Raw genomic sequence first — 15,644 nt, 5'->3', positions numbered from 1 at the left:
GTGTATTGGTGATCCCGAAGCGACAGGCACAAAACGGAGAGAAACTATGTTTGAACCTATGGAACTGACTAACGACGCGGTGATTAAAGTCATCGGCGTCGGCGGCGGTGGTGGTAACGCCGTCGAGCACATGGTGCGTGAGCGCATCGAAGGTGTAGAATTCTTTGCCGTTAACACCGACGCCCAGGCGTTGCGTAAGACGGCGGTAGGCCAGACTATCCAGATTGGTAGCGGTATTACCAAAGGTCTGGGTGCTGGCGCGAACCCTGAAGTGGGTCGCAACTCTGCCGAAGAAGACCGTGAAGCCCTGCGAGTTGCACTCGAAGGCGCAGACATGGTGTTCATCGCGGCAGGTATGGGTGGCGGTACCGGTACCGGTGCAGCGCCTGTTGTCGCAGAAGTCGCAAAAGATTTAGGTATTCTGACCGTGGCCGTCGTGACCAAGCCTTTTAATTTCGAAGGCAAGAAGCGTATGGCTTTCGCGGAGCAGGGTATCGCCGAGCTGTCCAAGCACGTTGACTCACTGATCACCATTCCGAACGACAAGCTGCTGAAAGTGCTGGGTCGCGGGATCTCTCTGCTCGACGCGTTCGGTGCGGCAAACGACGTACTGAAAGGCGCGGTGCAGGGTATCGCCGAGCTGATTACCCGTCCGGGTCTGATGAACGTCGACTTCGCCGACGTGCGCACCGTGATGTCCGAAATGGGCTACGCGATGATGGGCTCCGGCGTGGCGTGCGGTGAAGACCGTGCAGAAGAAGCGGCCGAAATGGCGATTTCCAGCCCGTTGCTGGAAGACATCGACCTGTCGGGCGCGCGCGGCGTGCTGGTCAACATCACGGCGGGCTTCGACCTGCGTCTTGACGAGTTCGAAACCGTGGGTAACACCATCCGTGCGTTCGCATCCGACAACGCGACCGTGGTGATTGGTACTTCACTCGACCCGGAAATGAACGACGAACTGCGTGTTACCGTGGTAGCAACCGGTATCGGCATGGACAAGCGTCCCGAAATCACGTTGGTGACCAACAAGCCTGCCAGCCAGCCTGTTATGGACCATCGCTACCAGCAGCACGGCATGTCGCCGCTGCCGCAGGAATCCAAGCCTGCTGCCAAAGTGGTCAACGAGCCGAGCACGCAATCCAGCAAAGAGCCAGACTATCTGGATATCCCGGCGTTCCTGCGCAAGCAGGCGGACTGATTTGACGATTAGTCCGAATTTGGGTATCTCCGCTCTTTGTGCTAAACTGTCCCGCCGATCTTAAGGTATCCTTAAGTCGGTTGGATGGATAACATTGCGAGATAAAAACGATGATCAAACAACGTACATTAAAACGTATCGTTCAGGCGACGGGTGTCGGTTTACATACCGGTAAGAAAGTCACCTTGACCTTGCGACCTGCACCGGCTAATACCGGGGTCATCTATCGTCGCACTGACTTGAATCCACCGGTAGATTTCCCGGCAGATGCAAAATCCGTGCGTGATACCATGCTCTGTACCTGCCTGGTCAATGAGCATGACGTGCGTATTTCTACGGTTGAACACCTTAATGCGGCACTCGCCGGCCTTGGCATCGATAACATCATTATCGAAGTCGATGCGCCAGAAGTGCCGATTATGGACGGCAGCGCCGCGCCTTTCGTCTATCTGTTGATGGACGCAGGCATTGAACTCCTGAACAGCGCCAAAAAGTTTGTGCGCATCAAGGAAACGGTTCGCGTTGAAGATGGCGACAAGTGGGCTGAAATGAAACCTTACAACGGTTTCCATTTAGACTGGACTATCGACTTCAACCACCCGGCAATTGAAGGTGACGCCAAGCGTTACCAGTTGGAGTTCTCGGCCGAATCCTTTGTTCGCCAGATTAGCAGAGCCCGTACCTTCGGATTCGTACGTGATATCGAGTATTTGCAGTCACGCGGTTTGTGCCTGGGTGGCAGCTTTGATTGCGCGATTGTGGTTGATGACTACCGTGTGCTTAACGAAGACGGTCTGCGTTTTGAAGACGAGTTCGTTCGTCACAAAATGCTGGACGGTATCGGCGACCTGTTTATGTGCGGCTACAATATTATCGGTGCGGTCAGTACCTTTAAGTCAGGCCACGCGCTGAACAACAAGTTGCTGCAAGCGGTATTGGCGAAGCAGGAAGCCTGGGAATTCGTGACCTTCCAGGATGAAGCAGAAGTGCCTTTGGCCTTCAAAGCCCCTTCTACCGTATTCGCATAATCGGTACTGGTATTACTTATTACGACTGGTTGTCCTGGCACCCTCTCCGGCCATCTCGGCCAGTCGTTCTAATGCCTTTCTGAGTTTTTCCGGGCTACGGCTCGCGAGCTGTCGTAATTCATCCGCGCTTTGTCTGCTCAATTGCCTTACCGGTGGTAAGGGACCTTTCGATTCTCCCGTCTTCTCGTCCGTACGATAATAATTTTCGTTTTTCTGCGGCAAGTTTTCACTTTTTGCCATGAGCGAGGGATTAATCCTGATGTCGATTGAAGACAATGATGGTAGTATTTGCGCTCGAAGTGCAGAGAGAAGCGCCGGTTGTTCATAACGTAAGCGCATCATCCAACTGGCATTTGCTATCTCGAGCACCAACACACCCTGGCGATAATTACCGACCCGGCACCACGGTTGCATTTGGGTAGGTAGCAGACCTTTGACAGCGCGATTGAGCTTTTGCAACGCGGCCGCGCGCTGTTGAACTACCCGCAGAGGGCTTTGCCCCGCGGCTGTAGCGTCATCGAACAGGACATCTAATAATTGTGGGCGGCTGTTACGCATTGACGGCTCCGGCGGATTGTAAAACTTGTGATTGGTATTCTAAATCGTTGGCGACAATTTGGCAGAAGGTATTTTTGGCCGCATCTCCTTTTGGGGATGGTCGCGGCCAGCTTCGGCGTGTCGACGAATCTTTCACAAACTGAGCTTGCCAGTGTAACCAATACCTCCTCAAGTCTGAACCGTTTAAATATCGGCAGTCGCGGTTTGACCAATCTGGTGTGGCTACAGGCTCACCGTCGCGCCTCTTTTGGCGTCGATTACTGGCAGCAGCATGCCCTGCGCACGGTCATTCGCCACCTTTCCTTTGCGCTGTCGCCGCAGGTGGTGACCTACAGCGTCGCCAGCCACAATAATGCGTTGGCCGAGGTCGAACCTCTTCACGTTCAGCAACTTGCGCTGCTGGTAACGCTGAATTCGCTGCTGACGCATGAGACACGTTCGCCGGTCACTGTTCGTGACCCAAAACAATTGCGGCTTGCGGCCTCAGACAAGCATCAACCCAAACTCTGGCTTGCCAATACTCTGGGCATTCGCGCCGGACCTGCCCTTAACCCGTCAATGTTCTCGCTGTAGGCGCACTGGCTGCCTTCGCGCATCCCGTCTCCGATGACGGGTAACGCGTTTGGCCCCTGGTTTCCTGCAACGCAGAATCTATTGGGTTTCAATAATCCGATGATCGTTTCTTTTCAGTTTGGTCTTTTTTATTAAGCATGGCACAAGCCCAGTTTTGTGCCGGCAAGATCAACAAGTACCTATAAATAGTGGCCGCCACCAGTGGCTCAAAGAGAAATCAAGAATCATGTTAAGCAAAATTTTAACCAAAGTATTTGGTAGCCGTAACGATCGTACCCTGCGCCGCATGCGTAAAGTGGTGGATCAAGTTAACCGTCTGGAGCCGGAAGTGCAGGCGATGTCCGATGAACAGCTGCGCGCCAAGACCGACGAGTTCCGCGCGCGTCTGGCGAAGGGCGAAGTCCTTGAATCGCTGATCCCCGAAGCCTTCGCCGTAGTGCGTGAGTCGAGCAAGCGCGTCTTTGGTATGCGCCACTTCGACGTTCAGCTGCTGGGCGGTATGGTTCTGAACGAACGCTGCATCGCGGAAATGCGTACCGGTGAAGGTAAAACCCTGACCGCAACGCTGCCGGCCTATCTGAACGCGCTGAGCGGCAAGGGCGTGCACGTCGTGACCGTGAATGACTATCTGGCCCAGCGTGATGCCGAAAACAACCGTCCGCTGTTCGGGTTCCTCGGCCTGACCGTCGGTATCAACCTGCCGAACATGCCTGCACCGGAAAAACGTGCGGCCTACGCAGCAGACATCACCTACGGCACCAACAACGAATACGGCTTCGACTACCTGCGCGACAACATGGCGTTCAGCATCGAAGAGCGCGTTCAGCGCAAACTGCACTATGCGCTTGTGGATGAGGTTGACTCCATTCTTATCGATGAAGCCCGTACGCCGCTGATTATCTCCGGCCCGGCCGAAGACAGCTCCGAGATGTATATCCGCGTCGACAAGCTCATCCCGAAACTGATTCGTCAGGAAAAAGAAGACTCCGACACCTTCCAGGGTGAAGGTCACTTCTCCGTGGACGAAAAAGCCCGTCAGGTGCATTTGACCGAACGTGGTTTGATCCTGATCGAAGAGATGCTGGCGGAAGCGGGCATTATGGAAGAGGGCGAATCCCTGTACTCGCCGAGCAACATCATGCTGATGCACCACGTGACCGCCGCACTGCGCGCGCACGTGCTGTTCACCCGTGACGTTGACTACATCGTGAAAGACGGCGAAGTCATTATCGTCGACGAACACACCGGTCGTACCATGCAGGGTCGTCGCTGGTCGGACGGTCTGCATCAGGCCGTTGAAGCCAAGGAGCGTGTGGATATTCAGAACGAAAACCAGACGCTGGCGTCCATCACCTTCCAGAACTACTTCCGTCTGTACGAGAAACTGGCCGGGATGACCGGTACGGCCGATACCGAAGCCTTTGAATTCAGCGCCATCTACAAGCTGGATACCATCGTGGTGCCGACCAACCGCCCCATGCAGCGTAAAGATTTGCCGGACCTGGTCTACATGACCGAAATGGAAAAAATCGGCGCGATTATCGAAGACATCAAAGAGCGCAGCGCCAACGGCCAGCCTATTCTGGTCGGTACTGCGTCCATCGAGAAGTCTGAAGTCGTCTCTCACGAGCTGACCAAGGCCGGTATCGAGCACAGCGTACTGAACGCCAAATTCCACGCCAAGGAAGCCGACATCGTGGCACAGGCCGGTCAGCCGAGCCGCGTCACCATCGCAACCAACATGGCGGGTCGTGGTACGGATATCGTGCTGGGCGGAAGCTGGCAGGTAGAGATTGAAAATCTGGGCGAAGAAGCAACCCCGGAACAGATTGCTGCCATCAAGGATGCCTGGAGCCTTCGTCACGAAGCCGTACTGGCCTCGGGCGGTCTGCACATCATCGGTACCGAACGCCACGAATCTCGCCGTATCGATAACCAGCTACGCGGCCGTGCCGGTCGTCAGGGTGATGCCGGTTCGTCCCGCTTCTACCTGTCGATGGAAGATCCACTGATGCGTATCTTTGCCTCCGACCGCGTGACCAACATGATGCGCAAGCTGGGCATGAAGCCGGGCGAAGCCATCGAGCACCCGTGGGTGACCAAGGCGATTGCCAACGCGCAGCGCAAGGTTGAAAGCCGTAACTACGACATGCGTAAACAGCTGCTTGAATACGATGACGTCGCCAACGACCAGCGTCGCGCCATCTACACCCAGCGTAACGAACTGCTGGACGTTACCGATGTGAGCGAAACCATCGCCAGCATCCGCGAAGACGTGTTCAAGAGCACCATCGACAGCTTCATTCCGCCGCAGTCTCTGGAAGAGATGTGGGACATTGAAGGTCTGGAACAGCGCCTGAAGAACGATTTCGAGCTGGAGATGCCTATCAAGGAGTGGCTGGACAAAGAGCCTGAGCTGCACGAAGAGACGCTGCGTGAGCGCATTCTGCAAAACGCCAAGGACGCCTATACCGGCAAGGAAGAGGTGGTAGGTCTCGAGATGATGCGCAACTTCGAGAAAGGCGTGATGCTGCAAACGCTGGATTCCCTGTGGAAAGAGCACCTGGCCGCGATGGATTACCTGCGTCAGGGTATTCACCTGCGCGGTTATGCCCAGAAGGATCCCAAGCAGGAATACAAGCGCGAGTCCTTCGCCATGTTTGCTGCCATGCTCGAATCGCTGAAATACGAAGTGGTGAGCGTATTGAGCAAGGTTCAGGTGCGTATGCCGGAAGAAGTCGAGGCGATGGAAGAGCAGCGCCGCGAAGAAGCAGAGCGTCTGGCCCAGCAGCAGCAACTGAGCCATGTGGCTTCGCTGGAAGAAGAGCTGTCGACCACTGCCGGCACTCCTTCTGCGAGCGATCGCAAAGTAGGGCGTAACGATCCTTGCCCATGCGGTTCAGGCAAGAAATACAAACAGTGCCACGGCCGTTTGCAGAACTAATGACACGGCATTGAATCATCAAGGCATAAAAGGGCGGCTAATCACCGCCCTCTTTTTTGAGACGTAATTGAGGGAGAGACAATGACGTTGAAACAATTGAATATCGCAGTCGGGATTATTCGTAATCCAAACCATGAGATTTTTATTACTCAGCGCGATGCCTCGTCACACATGGCCGGTTTCTGGGAATTCCCGGGCGGCAAGATTGAAAGCGGCGAAACACCGGCGCAGGCATTGATCCGCGAACTTCAGGAAGAGGTCGGCATTGATGCCCGCGATCCCGTAATGATCAGAACGCTCGAGCATCGATTTCCCGACCGCGTGGTGAATCTGCATTTCTTTATGGTCGAGACGTGGAGCGGCGAACCTTACGGCAAAGAGGGCCAGCCTAAACGTTGGGTTGCACAGACCGCACTGAAGGAAGAGGACTTTCCGCCCGCCAATGCCGAAGTTGTTATCGCGTTAATTAACGAGGCTATTTAATATATTTTATAAGCCAGGTTATTTCCTTAACCGATTCATCTTTGGATGACGGTATCAATTAATAAAGGTAATATCGCCGTACTCTATTTATACGGACAGAGTAAATATCATGTGCGGCATGTTCTTTGTTATTGTATCTTCAATTTAAATTTATGAAATTAATATCCATGCCGTGAGGGTTAATATTTATAAAGGGAATTAATCTTATGTCTGTCGGCAGTGTCATAGGTGCGCATTCTTTAAACGCTTTGCAGAGTCTTTTTGAAACAGTTAAAAAAGGTGGCGGCAAGATGCTGCACAGTCTGCATAATATCTCTAATTCAACGATTAAAATAAATTCATTTCCCGGCGATAACAAGGTCGATACCAAAGAGAAATATCTACCGCTGAGCGCAATGAATTTTTCCATCAGCGTTTTCCCCGCGAAGACAGAACGACATTCCGCCATCATTATTCCGGTTAAAGAATTAACCCCGAAAACGTTTAACCGTCTGGGATCCGAAAAGCAGGTTTCACAGATTGTCAGCCAGAGCATTCAGGAGAATCTCAGCCAGACAAGCCATAAATCGCCTGATGACCTGCTCTATGGCAGGCCGACGAAACTGGACCCGCTGCTGCTTTCCGCGCTCATGAATGTAAAAGACGGCGTAGAAGGCCTCACCGGCGTTAAAGGTAAAAAAGGGGAGGAAGCGCGGCAGGCGATACGACAGAAATTAACCGCCATCATGAATCTGCCGGACAATCGTTTAATTGAAAGTGAGATAAAAGGGTTGGAAAATAATTTACGCCAGCTCGGCACACAAATTAAAGGGGGTTATACCAAGGCATTCAATACGACTTTCGAGGTGCTTAAATATCGCGCCAGCCAAAACGTCACGGGTTCGCAAAAGCGTGATGCGTATATCAATCAATATCCGCTATTATCGGAACGTATCGAACGTGCAATCAGCGCATTTAAAAATAAAGATCTCGAATCGGCTAACTCTTGTCATCATGAATCGCGCGAAAGGTTGGCCGCCAGCGTAAGAAAGCTTAATGGATATTATAAAACCTTTGTCGGATTTAAAGAGGCTTATCACGAATTGATCAACTTGCGTAATATTGAAAGCAAAGGGTCAAAGGTCGATGTGGCTTTATATGAAAGTATTCTTAATCAGGCGCAAATGCTGAGTAAACTTGACGACCTGACTCAGCTTGAAGCAGATTTCACGGCGCAGTTGCAGGCGTTTCATCAGTTGACACAAGCCGTTGACGAAAGCGCGCTTTACTCTGTCAGCTCGGCCTATGTCGAGGACGATGCATACTCGTTGGGGAGTCTTTATGATGACAATGCCTAACTTCGTTTTGACAGGCAGGGCTTTGGCTATTATCGGTAGAGGTAAAAAAGGTGCCGATAAAAACAGTCGCACTTCAAAACCGTGCCGATAACACGCAGTGCCCATAAAAAAGGGGCAACACATTGCCCCTTTGCTGCTACTTGATGTCGTCTTCGCTCCAGTCGTCGAGATCGTTTATCTCGCCCTTGCTTGGAATGCGTTTTTCTTCATCGGCCCATTCGCCAAGGTCAATCAATTGGCAGCGCTTGCTGCAAAATGGACGATACGGACTCTGCTCGCCCCAAATCACTGATTTACCGCAGGTTGGGCAATTTACTTCAATCACGTCGTTTTCCATTTCCGGCTCCTAGCAGCAGGCAAGTTCAAAATTAAGTCGGGCGGGCACCTGGCCTTTTTCACTGTCGAGCGGCAGGAAACGAATGGCGTAGCGCGTCTTGTGGCCTGACACCTGCGGGTAAAGCTGATGCTCGAGAGAAAGGCGTAATCTCAACAGGTCGGCGTCTTCCGCATTGTCCTGGAAAAAACCGTTGAGGCTAATCTGGTTGCGGAAAGGGCCGGACTGGCGAATGAGATCCAGTACGCGGGTTAACGCGTTGTGCAGCGGGGTCAGTGATGCCAGCCATTTCTGTACATCATTGTCACGCTGCGACTGCGGCATGTGCAGCCAGATATGCAGGGTCGGCAAATCGAAACTGCAACAACCGCCCGGAATGCTCAGCCGCTGTTTGACCAGCGCGATCAGGCGATCTTCCTTCAATGCCTGACCCATTCTCGGCGCACTCATCAACACGGTGCCCGTCTCTTTCAACTCGGCACGCAGCTCTTGGATGCGAGCCATGTCGACACCCGGAACATCGGCCCATAGCAGCAGCTTTTGCTGTTGGCGCTCAAGCTCTTTCAGCAAATCGGTACGGATTTCGCCACGTTCCAGCACATCAAGAAGATCAGACACGGTGCGGAAGAAAGTCAGGGCAGGCGCGATGGCGTTCAGCTGCGAATTGGCATAAAGCTGCTCTAGTAGAAATTCGATACGCAACCAGGTGCGCATTTTCTCATTTAAAGGATGTTCAAAGAGAACGGTAGAAACCACATCACTCATTCTTGTTAATATCCTGTCGGGTCGCTGAAGCCGCTAATTCCAGATAGTGGCTATGTAATGAAGCAACACGCGGCTCGATCGTCTCGGGACCACCGTTGTTATCAATAATGTCGTCCGCGCAATCCAGCCTCTGCTGACGCGGGACCTGCGCGGCGATGATATTTTCTGCCTGCTGACGGCTGACGCCATCACGGCTGACTGTTCGTGCAAGCTGAACATCCTGATTGACGTCAACTACCAGCACCCGATTGGCGCGGGTCTGTAATCCATTTTCAATGAGCAGGGGCACAACCCAAAGCACGTAAGGCGTAGTCGCGTCCTTTATCAGGCGCTGTGTTTCGGCCTGAATCGCCGGATGGAGCAACTGGTTCACCCACGCCTTGGCCGCGCTGTCGCTAAAAATGATTTCACGTAGACGTGAACGGTTTAACGCACCGTCAGGTTGCAGGATCTGTCGACCAAACTTTTCGGCCAGCGCCTTCAGCGCCGGGGTTGCAGGCTCCACGACCTGACGGGCAATCACGTCGGCATCGACCAGTGTCACACCCAGTCTTGCAAACGCATTCGCGACGGTGCTTTTGCCGCTTCCTATTCCGCCGGTGAGTGCAACAATATAGCTCATGCTTTTACTCTGAAATGTTCGATAACGTAAATGATAAAGAGATCGGCAGTAAGTGCAAGCCGCGTTCTCTCTCTCTTTGAGGATGTTTTGGATATTTGAAAATCCCTGCAACATCCCCCATCTAAAATGATGAAGTGTGAAGAGGCATGCAAAACCGCCCCTTGCCGTGCGGCTATTCCTGAGTATGATAAAACCACTGGAAAAGGTGCAAATTGTGACTTGCCTGCTCACCCAAAAGCAGGCTTCTAGCCCAAACCAGGACATATCAATGCGTATTGAAGAAGATTTAAAATTAGGTTTTAAAGACGTCCTCATTCGTCCAAAGCGCTCTACCCTCAAGAGCCGTTCAGAAGTTGAACTCGAACGCACATTCACTTTCAAGCACTCGGGTCATAGCTGGTCGGGAACCCCCATTATTGCTGCCAATATGGATACCGTCGGGACATTCAGCATGGCTGAAGCGCTGGCCTCATTCGGTTTGCTGACCGCCGTTCACAAACACTACAGTGTGGAACAGTGGCAGGCATTTATCGCCTTGAGTAGTGAAAAGGTGTTACAGCACGTGATGGTCTCGACCGGCACCTCGGAAGATGACTTCGCCAAGACGCTGAAAATTTTGGCATTATCGCCGCTGCTGAAATTTGTTTGTCTCGATGTAGCAAATGGTTATTCGGAGCATTTCGTCTCCTTCCTGGTGCGCATGCGCGAAGCCTGTCCCGACAAGGTTATCTGCGCAGGTAACGTGGTCACCGGAGAGATGGTTGAAGAGCTGATACTGTCAGGAGCGGACATCGTCAAAGTGGGCATTGGTCCAGGTTCTGTCTGTACGACGCGGGTGAAAACCGGTGTGGGGTATCCGCAGCTTTCGGCGGTCATTGAATGCGCCGATGCCGCACACGGACTTGGCGGACAAATCGTCAGTGACGGCGGTTGCGCAGTGCCCGGCGACGTTGCCAAGGCTTTCGGCGGCGGTGCGGATTTCGTGATGCTGGGCGGTATGCTGGCAGCGCACGACGAATGTGAAGGCACCATAGTCGAAGAGCAGGGCGAAAAATTCATGCTGTTTTATGGTATGAGTTCGGAGTCGGCCATGAAGCGTCATGTTGGTGGTGTAGCCAAATACCGTGCCGCCGAAGGCAAGACGGTCAAATTGCCGCTGCGTGGGCCTGTCGATGAAACCGTGCGCGATATTCTGGGCGGCCTTCGCTCCGCCTGTACCTATGTCGGGGCAGAGCGCCTGAAAGAGCTGACCAAGCGCACCACCTTTATTCGCGTTGCCGAACAGGAAAACCGTTTGTTTGGTCAATAAGCGCGAGTTTCCACGCTGCGTTTTCAGCCAGCGTAAGGCGTCAACAACCTTACAGACCAAGGCTCATGGATGAGCCTACGTCCGGGTAGACCTGCTAACGCCCTAGCAGCTGGACTCTCAAGTGAACAGCCCTTTTACCCACGTTTCAATCGCCTTTCCATGCCCCTTTCCTCTGTGTAAACGCCATCAGTTCATGGCGGCGCCAAGATTAAAGATGGGCAGATACATCGCGATGACTAATCCGCCCACCACCACGCCCATAAACAGCATCATCAGCGGTTCAATCTTTTGCGCCATGCCATCCGCCAGTTCATTGGCCTGGTTCGGCGTGCCAGTGCGCCAGTTTGTCGAGAAGGGCATCCAGCGACCCTGACTCCTCGCCAATACGCACTAACTGCCGACACAGCGCCGGAAACAGTGGAGACTCGGTCAGCGCCTTATGCAGCGGAATACCCTGCGTCAGTTTCTGCGTCAATTGCCGGACAGCATGCCGGTAATGCAGATTACCTATCGATGTTTCAGCCGCCCGCAACCCATCGCTGAGTGTCATACCGGCATGCTGGGTTAGCACGAGCGTTTGAAACAGCTGGCAGAGGCAGCCGTCGGCAATGAGTTTTTTCACCCACGGCACGCGCAGCCAAAGTGTTTGCTCTCGCCAGCGCCATACCTCCTGCGGATGCAGATAGCGGAAATACACCCCGCCTGCCAAGGCAACAAGCAGAACCAGAAAAGGGCCAAATCGCACTATGTTTTCCGAAGCGCCTATCAGCACACGTGTAAACCAGGGCAGCTCGGCATCGAAAGAGGCGTAAATTTTGGCAAACTCCGGCAGTACCATTGTCAGCATCAGCAGGGTAATGCCCGTGGCTATCAGCATCACTATCAATGGGTAACGCAGCGCCTTTTGTACCTTTTTTTGCAGCGACATGATTTGTTCCTGCTGCACAGCGAGTTGGGCGCAGCAGTTTTCCAGTTGTCCGGTTAACTCCCCAATGGCAATGACCTGCGCATAAATGGGCGGAAAAACTGCCGGATAGTGCCGCATGACGGTGGAAAGCGGCTGTCCTTCGTTAACTTTGGTCACCATCTCACCCAACACGCAGCACCAGGCGGGCAAGGGATGATCGCTTGCCAGGAGCTTAAGGCTCAACGTCAGCGGCAATCCGGTTTGCAGCAGCGTCGCGAGTTGCCTGATAAACGCGATACGTTCCCTGTTTTTCCAATACCCTTTGCCGACGCGTGCAGACTTTTTGATGACAATCGGCTGGAGCCCGCTTTGCACCAGACTCTCAAGCACCGCCTGCGACTGTGACGACAGGCTTTCGCCACAGTGCAGCGTGCCCGGTTCATCCACCGCCTGCCACTTAAACAGATACAGGCTCACCCTGCGCCTCGTCGCCAACGACCCGATATAGCTCGGCCAATGAGGTTACGCCTTCTTTGACAAGCGCCATGCCCGAGGCAAACAGCGTTTTCTGGCTTTGCGAGGCGGCGATGGCGCTTAGTGTGGGCGAATCGGCACCGTTGACCAGCGCCTGTTGCAGCGCAGGGCTGTTCTCCAGCATCTCGTAAATGCCAATACGCCCGTAATAGCCGGAAAAACAGTGTTTACAGCCTTGTGCCTGCCAGACGGCGACATGACAGGCTGCATTGTCGGTGCCATTTTTTATCAGGGCCTGTTCGGGAATTTTGCAATGCGGGCAAAGTTTTCTTATCAATCGCTGGGCGATAACCAGCCTGAGGCTGGCGGCAATCTGATAACCTTCGATACCCATCTGCGCCAGCCGCACCAGCGTTTCTGTGGTGGAGTTGGTATGCAGCGTCGAGAGCACCAGATGGCCGGTCTGCGAGGCTTTGACCGCTATCTCGGCCGTTTCGGCATCCCGGATTTCGCCTATCATGATGACATCGGGATCCTGCCTGAGTAACGCGCGGAGTACGCGGGCAAAGTTCAGCGAGGTCTTGCTGTTGACCTGGGTCTGATTGATGCCGCGCACCGGGATCTCGACGGGATCTTCAACGCTGCTAATATTGCGCCCGACCGTGTTGAGATGCCGCAGTCCGGTATATAGCGTGACGGTTTTTCCGCTTCCGGTCGGGCCGGTGACCAAAACCAGCCCCTGAGGTTTGTCGAGCGCGGCATAGTATTGCTGCTGCTCGATGTCGGAGAAACCCAGCTGGGTCATCGTCAGCTCCTGCTGCGTTCTGTCCAGAATCCGCAGCACAATCTTTTCGCCGTACAAAACCGGCAGCGAGGCTATCCGCAACGAGTAACGCTGGTTGTCACAGCACACGGCCATCTGCCCATCCTGCGGCAGGCGGTGCTCGGCGACGTTGAGCTGACCCATGATTTTCAGACGCGCGACCACGCTTGTCGACAATGAAAACTCGGGCGGCGTAACTTCCTGCAATACGCCGTCAATGCGCAGGCGAACGCGAAGCAGATGTTCGAACGGTTCGATGTGAACATCCGATGCCCGCCGCTGGATGGCTAACCTCAACGTCTGATTAAGGTACTGGACTACCGGTATCTTGCTGTGTTCATCCAGATCGTAATCTTCATTCCTGCGGCCGGGTGCGGCGTTTTCGGCGGGCGTCGCCCCGACCTGGCTCAGCGCCCGTTCGATTTGCGTTTGCGGCCAATATTCCAGACACACCTTTAAATTGCTGGAAAAACGCAGTGAGGTCAGCAAGGCGGCGGTATCGGTGGTTTGCTGATGACAGGCCACCCGCAGGTTGTCGTTGTCGATGCCTATCATGACCGCGCCGTAATGCTGGCACTGCTGCTCAAGCGTTTCTCTTAACGTATTGATATCCATCTTCATGGGCGGCGACTCGCATCGTTGAAGTGGAACACCTGCCTACAGGACTCAACCAGACCCTGATTGCCCGCGTGGGTACATTGGCGCGACCAGTCGATGCTGCCGTCGGTGGTATTGACTCTTGGCGTCATGATGACCTGAAGCCCACTCAGCGCCTGCTGGCCGGAAAGTGTGATAGTACCGCCCTGCACCAGCACATCACTGACATAGCGGGAGGGTTTACTGAGAGGGATGTTCGAGACGCCGTTGTTGCAGTTGGTCAGCTCACCCTGATCGATACTGCAAAGTTCGCTGGCGGTTTTATACGGCACCATGGTTTGCAGCATATCGGTCAGCGCTGCTTTCTGGGTATAGGACTGATAAGCCGGAATGCCGATACCGCTCAGGATGCCGATGATCCCGATGACGACCATCAGTTCTATCAGCGAGAATCCCTGCTGTAAGGCGTACCGATCGCGAGGATGAAAAAAGTGTTCTGCCAGCGTTGTCGAGAAAAAGCGTTGCATGATGCTCTCCATTGCATGAATAAGTTAAGGTCGTGGTGAAAACAGACCCAAACTACCCATCGGCAATGGCAGGCACCAGTGGCAAAAAAGACCCTTCCGCGACGTTGCGCAAAAAGAAATGCGAGCAACGCGCCAGCAGACAAAATAGTGGAATGCAGCCCGCAAAACTTCGCGTCGTCAGGCGGGGTTTTGCGGGAAAGAATCAGCGAAAACGCATCGACAGATCCAGGGCGCGAACGTGCTTGGTCAGGGCGCCGACAGAGATAAAGTCAACGCCGGTTTCGGCAAACTCGCGAAGTGTGTAATCCGTGACGTTGCCGGAGATCTCCAGCAGCGCGCGGCCTGCGGTCAGCGCCACACTCTCGCGCATCATTTCAAGGGTAAAGTTATCGAGCATGATGATGTCGGCACCGGCATCCAGCGCCGCCTCAAGCTCGACGATATTTTCCACCTCGACTTCGACCGGCACATCGGCGTGGATCCACAGCGCGCGCTCGACGGCGGCCTTTATCGTGCCACAGGCGATAATATGGTTTTCCTTAATCAGGAAGGCATCGGCCAGCCCCAGACGATGGTTGCTGCCGCCGCCGCACAGCACGGCATACTTCAGTGCGGTACGCAGACCCGGCAGGGTTTTGCGGGTGTCCAGCAGGCGCGTGTGGGTGCCTTCCAGCAGTTTGACATAGCGGTTTACGACGCTCGCCACACCCGAGAGGGTTTGCACGAAATTCAGCGCAGTACGTTCGCCGGTCAGCAGCAGGCGGGCCGGACCCATGATGTCGAACAGCGGCTGATTTTCTACCAGCGCGTCGCCGTCTTTTACCCGCCAATGCACCTTGACCTTGTCTTTGCCAAGCTGTTTGAAGACTTCGTTAACCCAGGCTTCCCCACAGAACACCCCGGCCTCGCGGGTGATCACGGTGGCATGCGCCTGTTTGTCTGCCGGCAGCAGCTGGGCGGTCAAATCCCGATTGGCATCCACTTCGCCACCAAGGTCTTCGCGCAGAGCCTGTGCAACCGAGAGTGGAATATCATGGTGAATACGGTCGAGCAATTCGGCGCGGCGACTTTCCATACTGTAGCTGCGAGTCGGCATACAAAACTCCAAAATGGCGGGGGGATTATAAAAAAACATGCTACCCTTTTGCCATTACAAGTACCA

14 protein-coding genes and 1 pseudogene are annotated in these 15,644 nt (G+C 54.0%); 7 read left to right on the top strand and 8 right to left on the bottom strand.

The annotated features are described in order from the left end of the window. Positions 1 to 46 precede the first annotated feature (46 nt). Positions 47 to 1,201, top strand: a complete 1,155-nt coding sequence (gene ftsZ / locus O1V66_RS14370; protein WP_045048494.1) for a cell division protein FtsZ — start codon at positions 47 to 49, stop codon at positions 1,199 to 1,201. Positions 1,202 to 1,311: 110 nt separating this feature from the next. Continuing rightward, entirely contained in the window at positions 1,312 to 2,229 is a 918-nt protein-coding gene (lpxC, locus tag O1V66_RS14365; RefSeq protein ID WP_045048495.1) for a UDP-3-O-acyl-N-acetylglucosamine deacetylase, read from the top strand. A 12-nt stretch (positions 2,230 to 2,241) separates the two neighbouring features. Here lpxC and O1V66_RS14360 read toward each other — a convergent pair whose 3' ends face one another. Next, a complete protein-coding gene (locus O1V66_RS14360) occupies positions 2,242 to 2,787 on the bottom strand; it encodes a DUF721 domain-containing protein (RefSeq protein WP_045048496.1) in 546 nt (181 codons plus the stop codon). A 27-nt stretch (positions 2,788 to 2,814) separates the two neighbouring features. Between O1V66_RS14360 and secM the strand changes: the two genes are divergently transcribed. From secM to O1V66_RS14340, 4 genes are all read left to right on the top strand, one after another. After that, positions 2,815 to 3,360 carry a secA translation cis-regulator SecM gene (gene secM / locus O1V66_RS14355; protein WP_045048497.1) on the top strand — a complete coding sequence of 182 codons (546 nt, stop codon included), beginning with the start codon at positions 2,815 to 2,817 and terminating at the stop codon, positions 3,358 to 3,360. A gap of 226 nt (positions 3,361 to 3,586) precedes the next feature. Continuing rightward, complete coding sequence (gene secA, locus O1V66_RS14350) at positions 3,587 to 6,304, top strand: preprotein translocase subunit SecA (RefSeq protein ID WP_269127824.1); 2,718 nt, start codon at positions 3,587 to 3,589, stop codon at positions 6,302 to 6,304. Between the two features lie 81 nt (positions 6,305 to 6,385). Continuing rightward, complete coding sequence (gene mutT, locus O1V66_RS14345) at positions 6,386 to 6,787, top strand: 8-oxo-dGTP diphosphatase MutT (RefSeq protein ID WP_082051031.1); 402 nt, start codon at positions 6,386 to 6,388, stop codon at positions 6,785 to 6,787. 206 nt (positions 6,788 to 6,993) lie between these two features. Beyond that, positions 6,994 to 8,124 (top strand): hypothetical protein, encoded by a 1,131-nt coding sequence (locus O1V66_RS14340; RefSeq protein ID WP_045048499.1) that lies wholly within the window; start codon positions 6,994 to 6,996, stop codon positions 8,122 to 8,124. A gap of 136 nt (positions 8,125 to 8,260) precedes the next feature. Here the strand turns inward: O1V66_RS14340 and yacG are convergent, their stop codons facing one another. From yacG to coaE, 3 genes are read right to left on the bottom strand one after another with little or no spacing between them, the layout of a single operon-like run. Beyond that, entirely contained in the window at positions 8,261 to 8,461 is a 201-nt protein-coding gene (gene yacG, locus O1V66_RS14335; protein ID WP_045048500.1) for a DNA gyrase inhibitor YacG, read from the bottom strand. A gap of 9 nt (positions 8,462 to 8,470) precedes the next feature. After that, entirely contained in the window at positions 8,471 to 9,223 is a 753-nt protein-coding gene (gene zapD, locus O1V66_RS14330) for a cell division protein ZapD (RefSeq protein ID WP_045048501.1), read from the bottom strand. Further along, a complete protein-coding gene (gene coaE / locus O1V66_RS14325) occupies positions 9,216 to 9,845 on the bottom strand; it encodes a dephospho-CoA kinase (protein WP_045048502.1) in 630 nt (209 codons plus the stop codon). The genes zapD and coaE overlap by 8 nt, the downstream gene beginning before the upstream one ends. 268 nt (positions 9,846 to 10,113) lie before the next feature. On the opposite strand from coaE, the gene O1V66_RS14320 reads away from it, so the two are divergent. Continuing rightward, complete coding sequence (locus O1V66_RS14320; RefSeq protein WP_045048503.1) at positions 10,114 to 11,154, top strand: GMP reductase; 1,041 nt, start codon at positions 10,114 to 10,116, stop codon at positions 11,152 to 11,154. A gap of 186 nt (positions 11,155 to 11,340) precedes the next feature. Here the strand turns inward: O1V66_RS14320 and hofC are convergent. The 4 genes and pseudogenes from hofC to nadC form a co-directional block, all read right to left on the bottom strand. Further along, a pseudogene (gene hofC / locus O1V66_RS14310) lies at positions 11,341 to 12,538 on the bottom strand (protein transport protein HofC). Beyond that, positions 12,519 to 13,973: a type II secretion system protein GspE gene (gene gspE / locus O1V66_RS14305; protein WP_045048609.1), complete on the bottom strand. Its 1,455-nt coding sequence runs from the start codon at positions 13,971 to 13,973 to the stop codon at positions 12,519 to 12,521. The pseudogene hofC and the gene gspE overlap by 20 nt, the downstream one beginning before the upstream one ends. 2 nt (positions 13,974 to 13,975) lie before the next feature. Further along, complete coding sequence (gene ppdD / locus O1V66_RS14300; protein WP_152623636.1) at positions 13,976 to 14,482, bottom strand: prepilin peptidase-dependent pilin; 507 nt, start codon at positions 14,480 to 14,482, stop codon at positions 13,976 to 13,978. A gap of 202 nt (positions 14,483 to 14,684) precedes the next feature. Further along, complete coding sequence (nadC, locus tag O1V66_RS14295) at positions 14,685 to 15,578, bottom strand: carboxylating nicotinate-nucleotide diphosphorylase (protein ID WP_045048505.1); 894 nt, start codon at positions 15,576 to 15,578, stop codon at positions 14,685 to 14,687. Positions 15,579 to 15,644: the final 66 nt, after the last annotated feature.

This window comes from Rouxiella chamberiensis (assembly GCF_026967475.1).
Classification (GTDB): Bacteria; Pseudomonadota; Gammaproteobacteria; order Enterobacterales; family Enterobacteriaceae; genus Rouxiella; species Rouxiella chamberiensis.
Note: the sequence above shows the minus strand (reverse complement) of the source record. Positions and strands in the feature narration are given on the sequence as shown.

What these genes read in the sequence shown, in the direction of transcription:
- ftsZ (WP_045048494.1), top strand. Translation starts at nt 47, where the DNA reads ATGTTTGAACCTATGGAACTGACTAACGACGCGGTGATTAAAGTCATC.
- lpxC (WP_045048495.1), top strand. Translation starts at nt 1,312, where the DNA reads ATGATCAAACAACGTACATTAAAACGTATCGTTCAGGCGACGGGTGTC.
- O1V66_RS14360 (WP_045048496.1), bottom strand. Translation starts at nt 2,787, where the DNA reads ATGCGTAACAGCCGCCCACAATTATTAGATGTCCTGTTCGATGACGCT.
- secA (WP_269127824.1), top strand. Translation starts at nt 3,587, where the DNA reads ATGTTAAGCAAAATTTTAACCAAAGTATTTGGTAGCCGTAACGATCGT.
- mutT (WP_082051031.1), top strand. Translation starts at nt 6,386, where the DNA reads ATGACGTTGAAACAATTGAATATCGCAGTCGGGATTATTCGTAATCCA.
- O1V66_RS14340 (WP_045048499.1), top strand. Translation starts at nt 6,994, where the DNA reads ATGTCTGTCGGCAGTGTCATAGGTGCGCATTCTTTAAACGCTTTGCAG.
- yacG (WP_045048500.1), bottom strand. Translation starts at nt 8,461, where the DNA reads ATGGAAAACGACGTGATTGAAGTAAATTGCCCAACCTGCGGTAAATCA.
- zapD (WP_045048501.1), bottom strand. Translation starts at nt 9,223, where the DNA reads ATGAGTGATGTGGTTTCTACCGTTCTCTTTGAACATCCTTTAAATGAG.
- coaE (WP_045048502.1), bottom strand. Translation starts at nt 9,845, where the DNA reads ATGAGCTATATTGTTGCACTCACCGGCGGAATAGGAAGCGGCAAAAGC.
- O1V66_RS14320 (WP_045048503.1), top strand. Translation starts at nt 10,114, where the DNA reads ATGCGTATTGAAGAAGATTTAAAATTAGGTTTTAAAGACGTCCTCATT.
- gspE (WP_045048609.1), bottom strand. Translation starts at nt 13,973, where the DNA reads ATGGATATCAATACGTTAAGAGAAACGCTTGAGCAGCAGTGCCAGCAT.
- ppdD (WP_152623636.1), bottom strand. Translation starts at nt 14,482, where the DNA reads ATGCAACGCTTTTTCTCGACAACGCTGGCAGAACACTTTTTTCATCCT.
- nadC (WP_045048505.1), bottom strand. Translation starts at nt 15,578, where the DNA reads ATGCCGACTCGCAGCTACAGTATGGAAAGTCGCCGCGCCGAATTGCTC.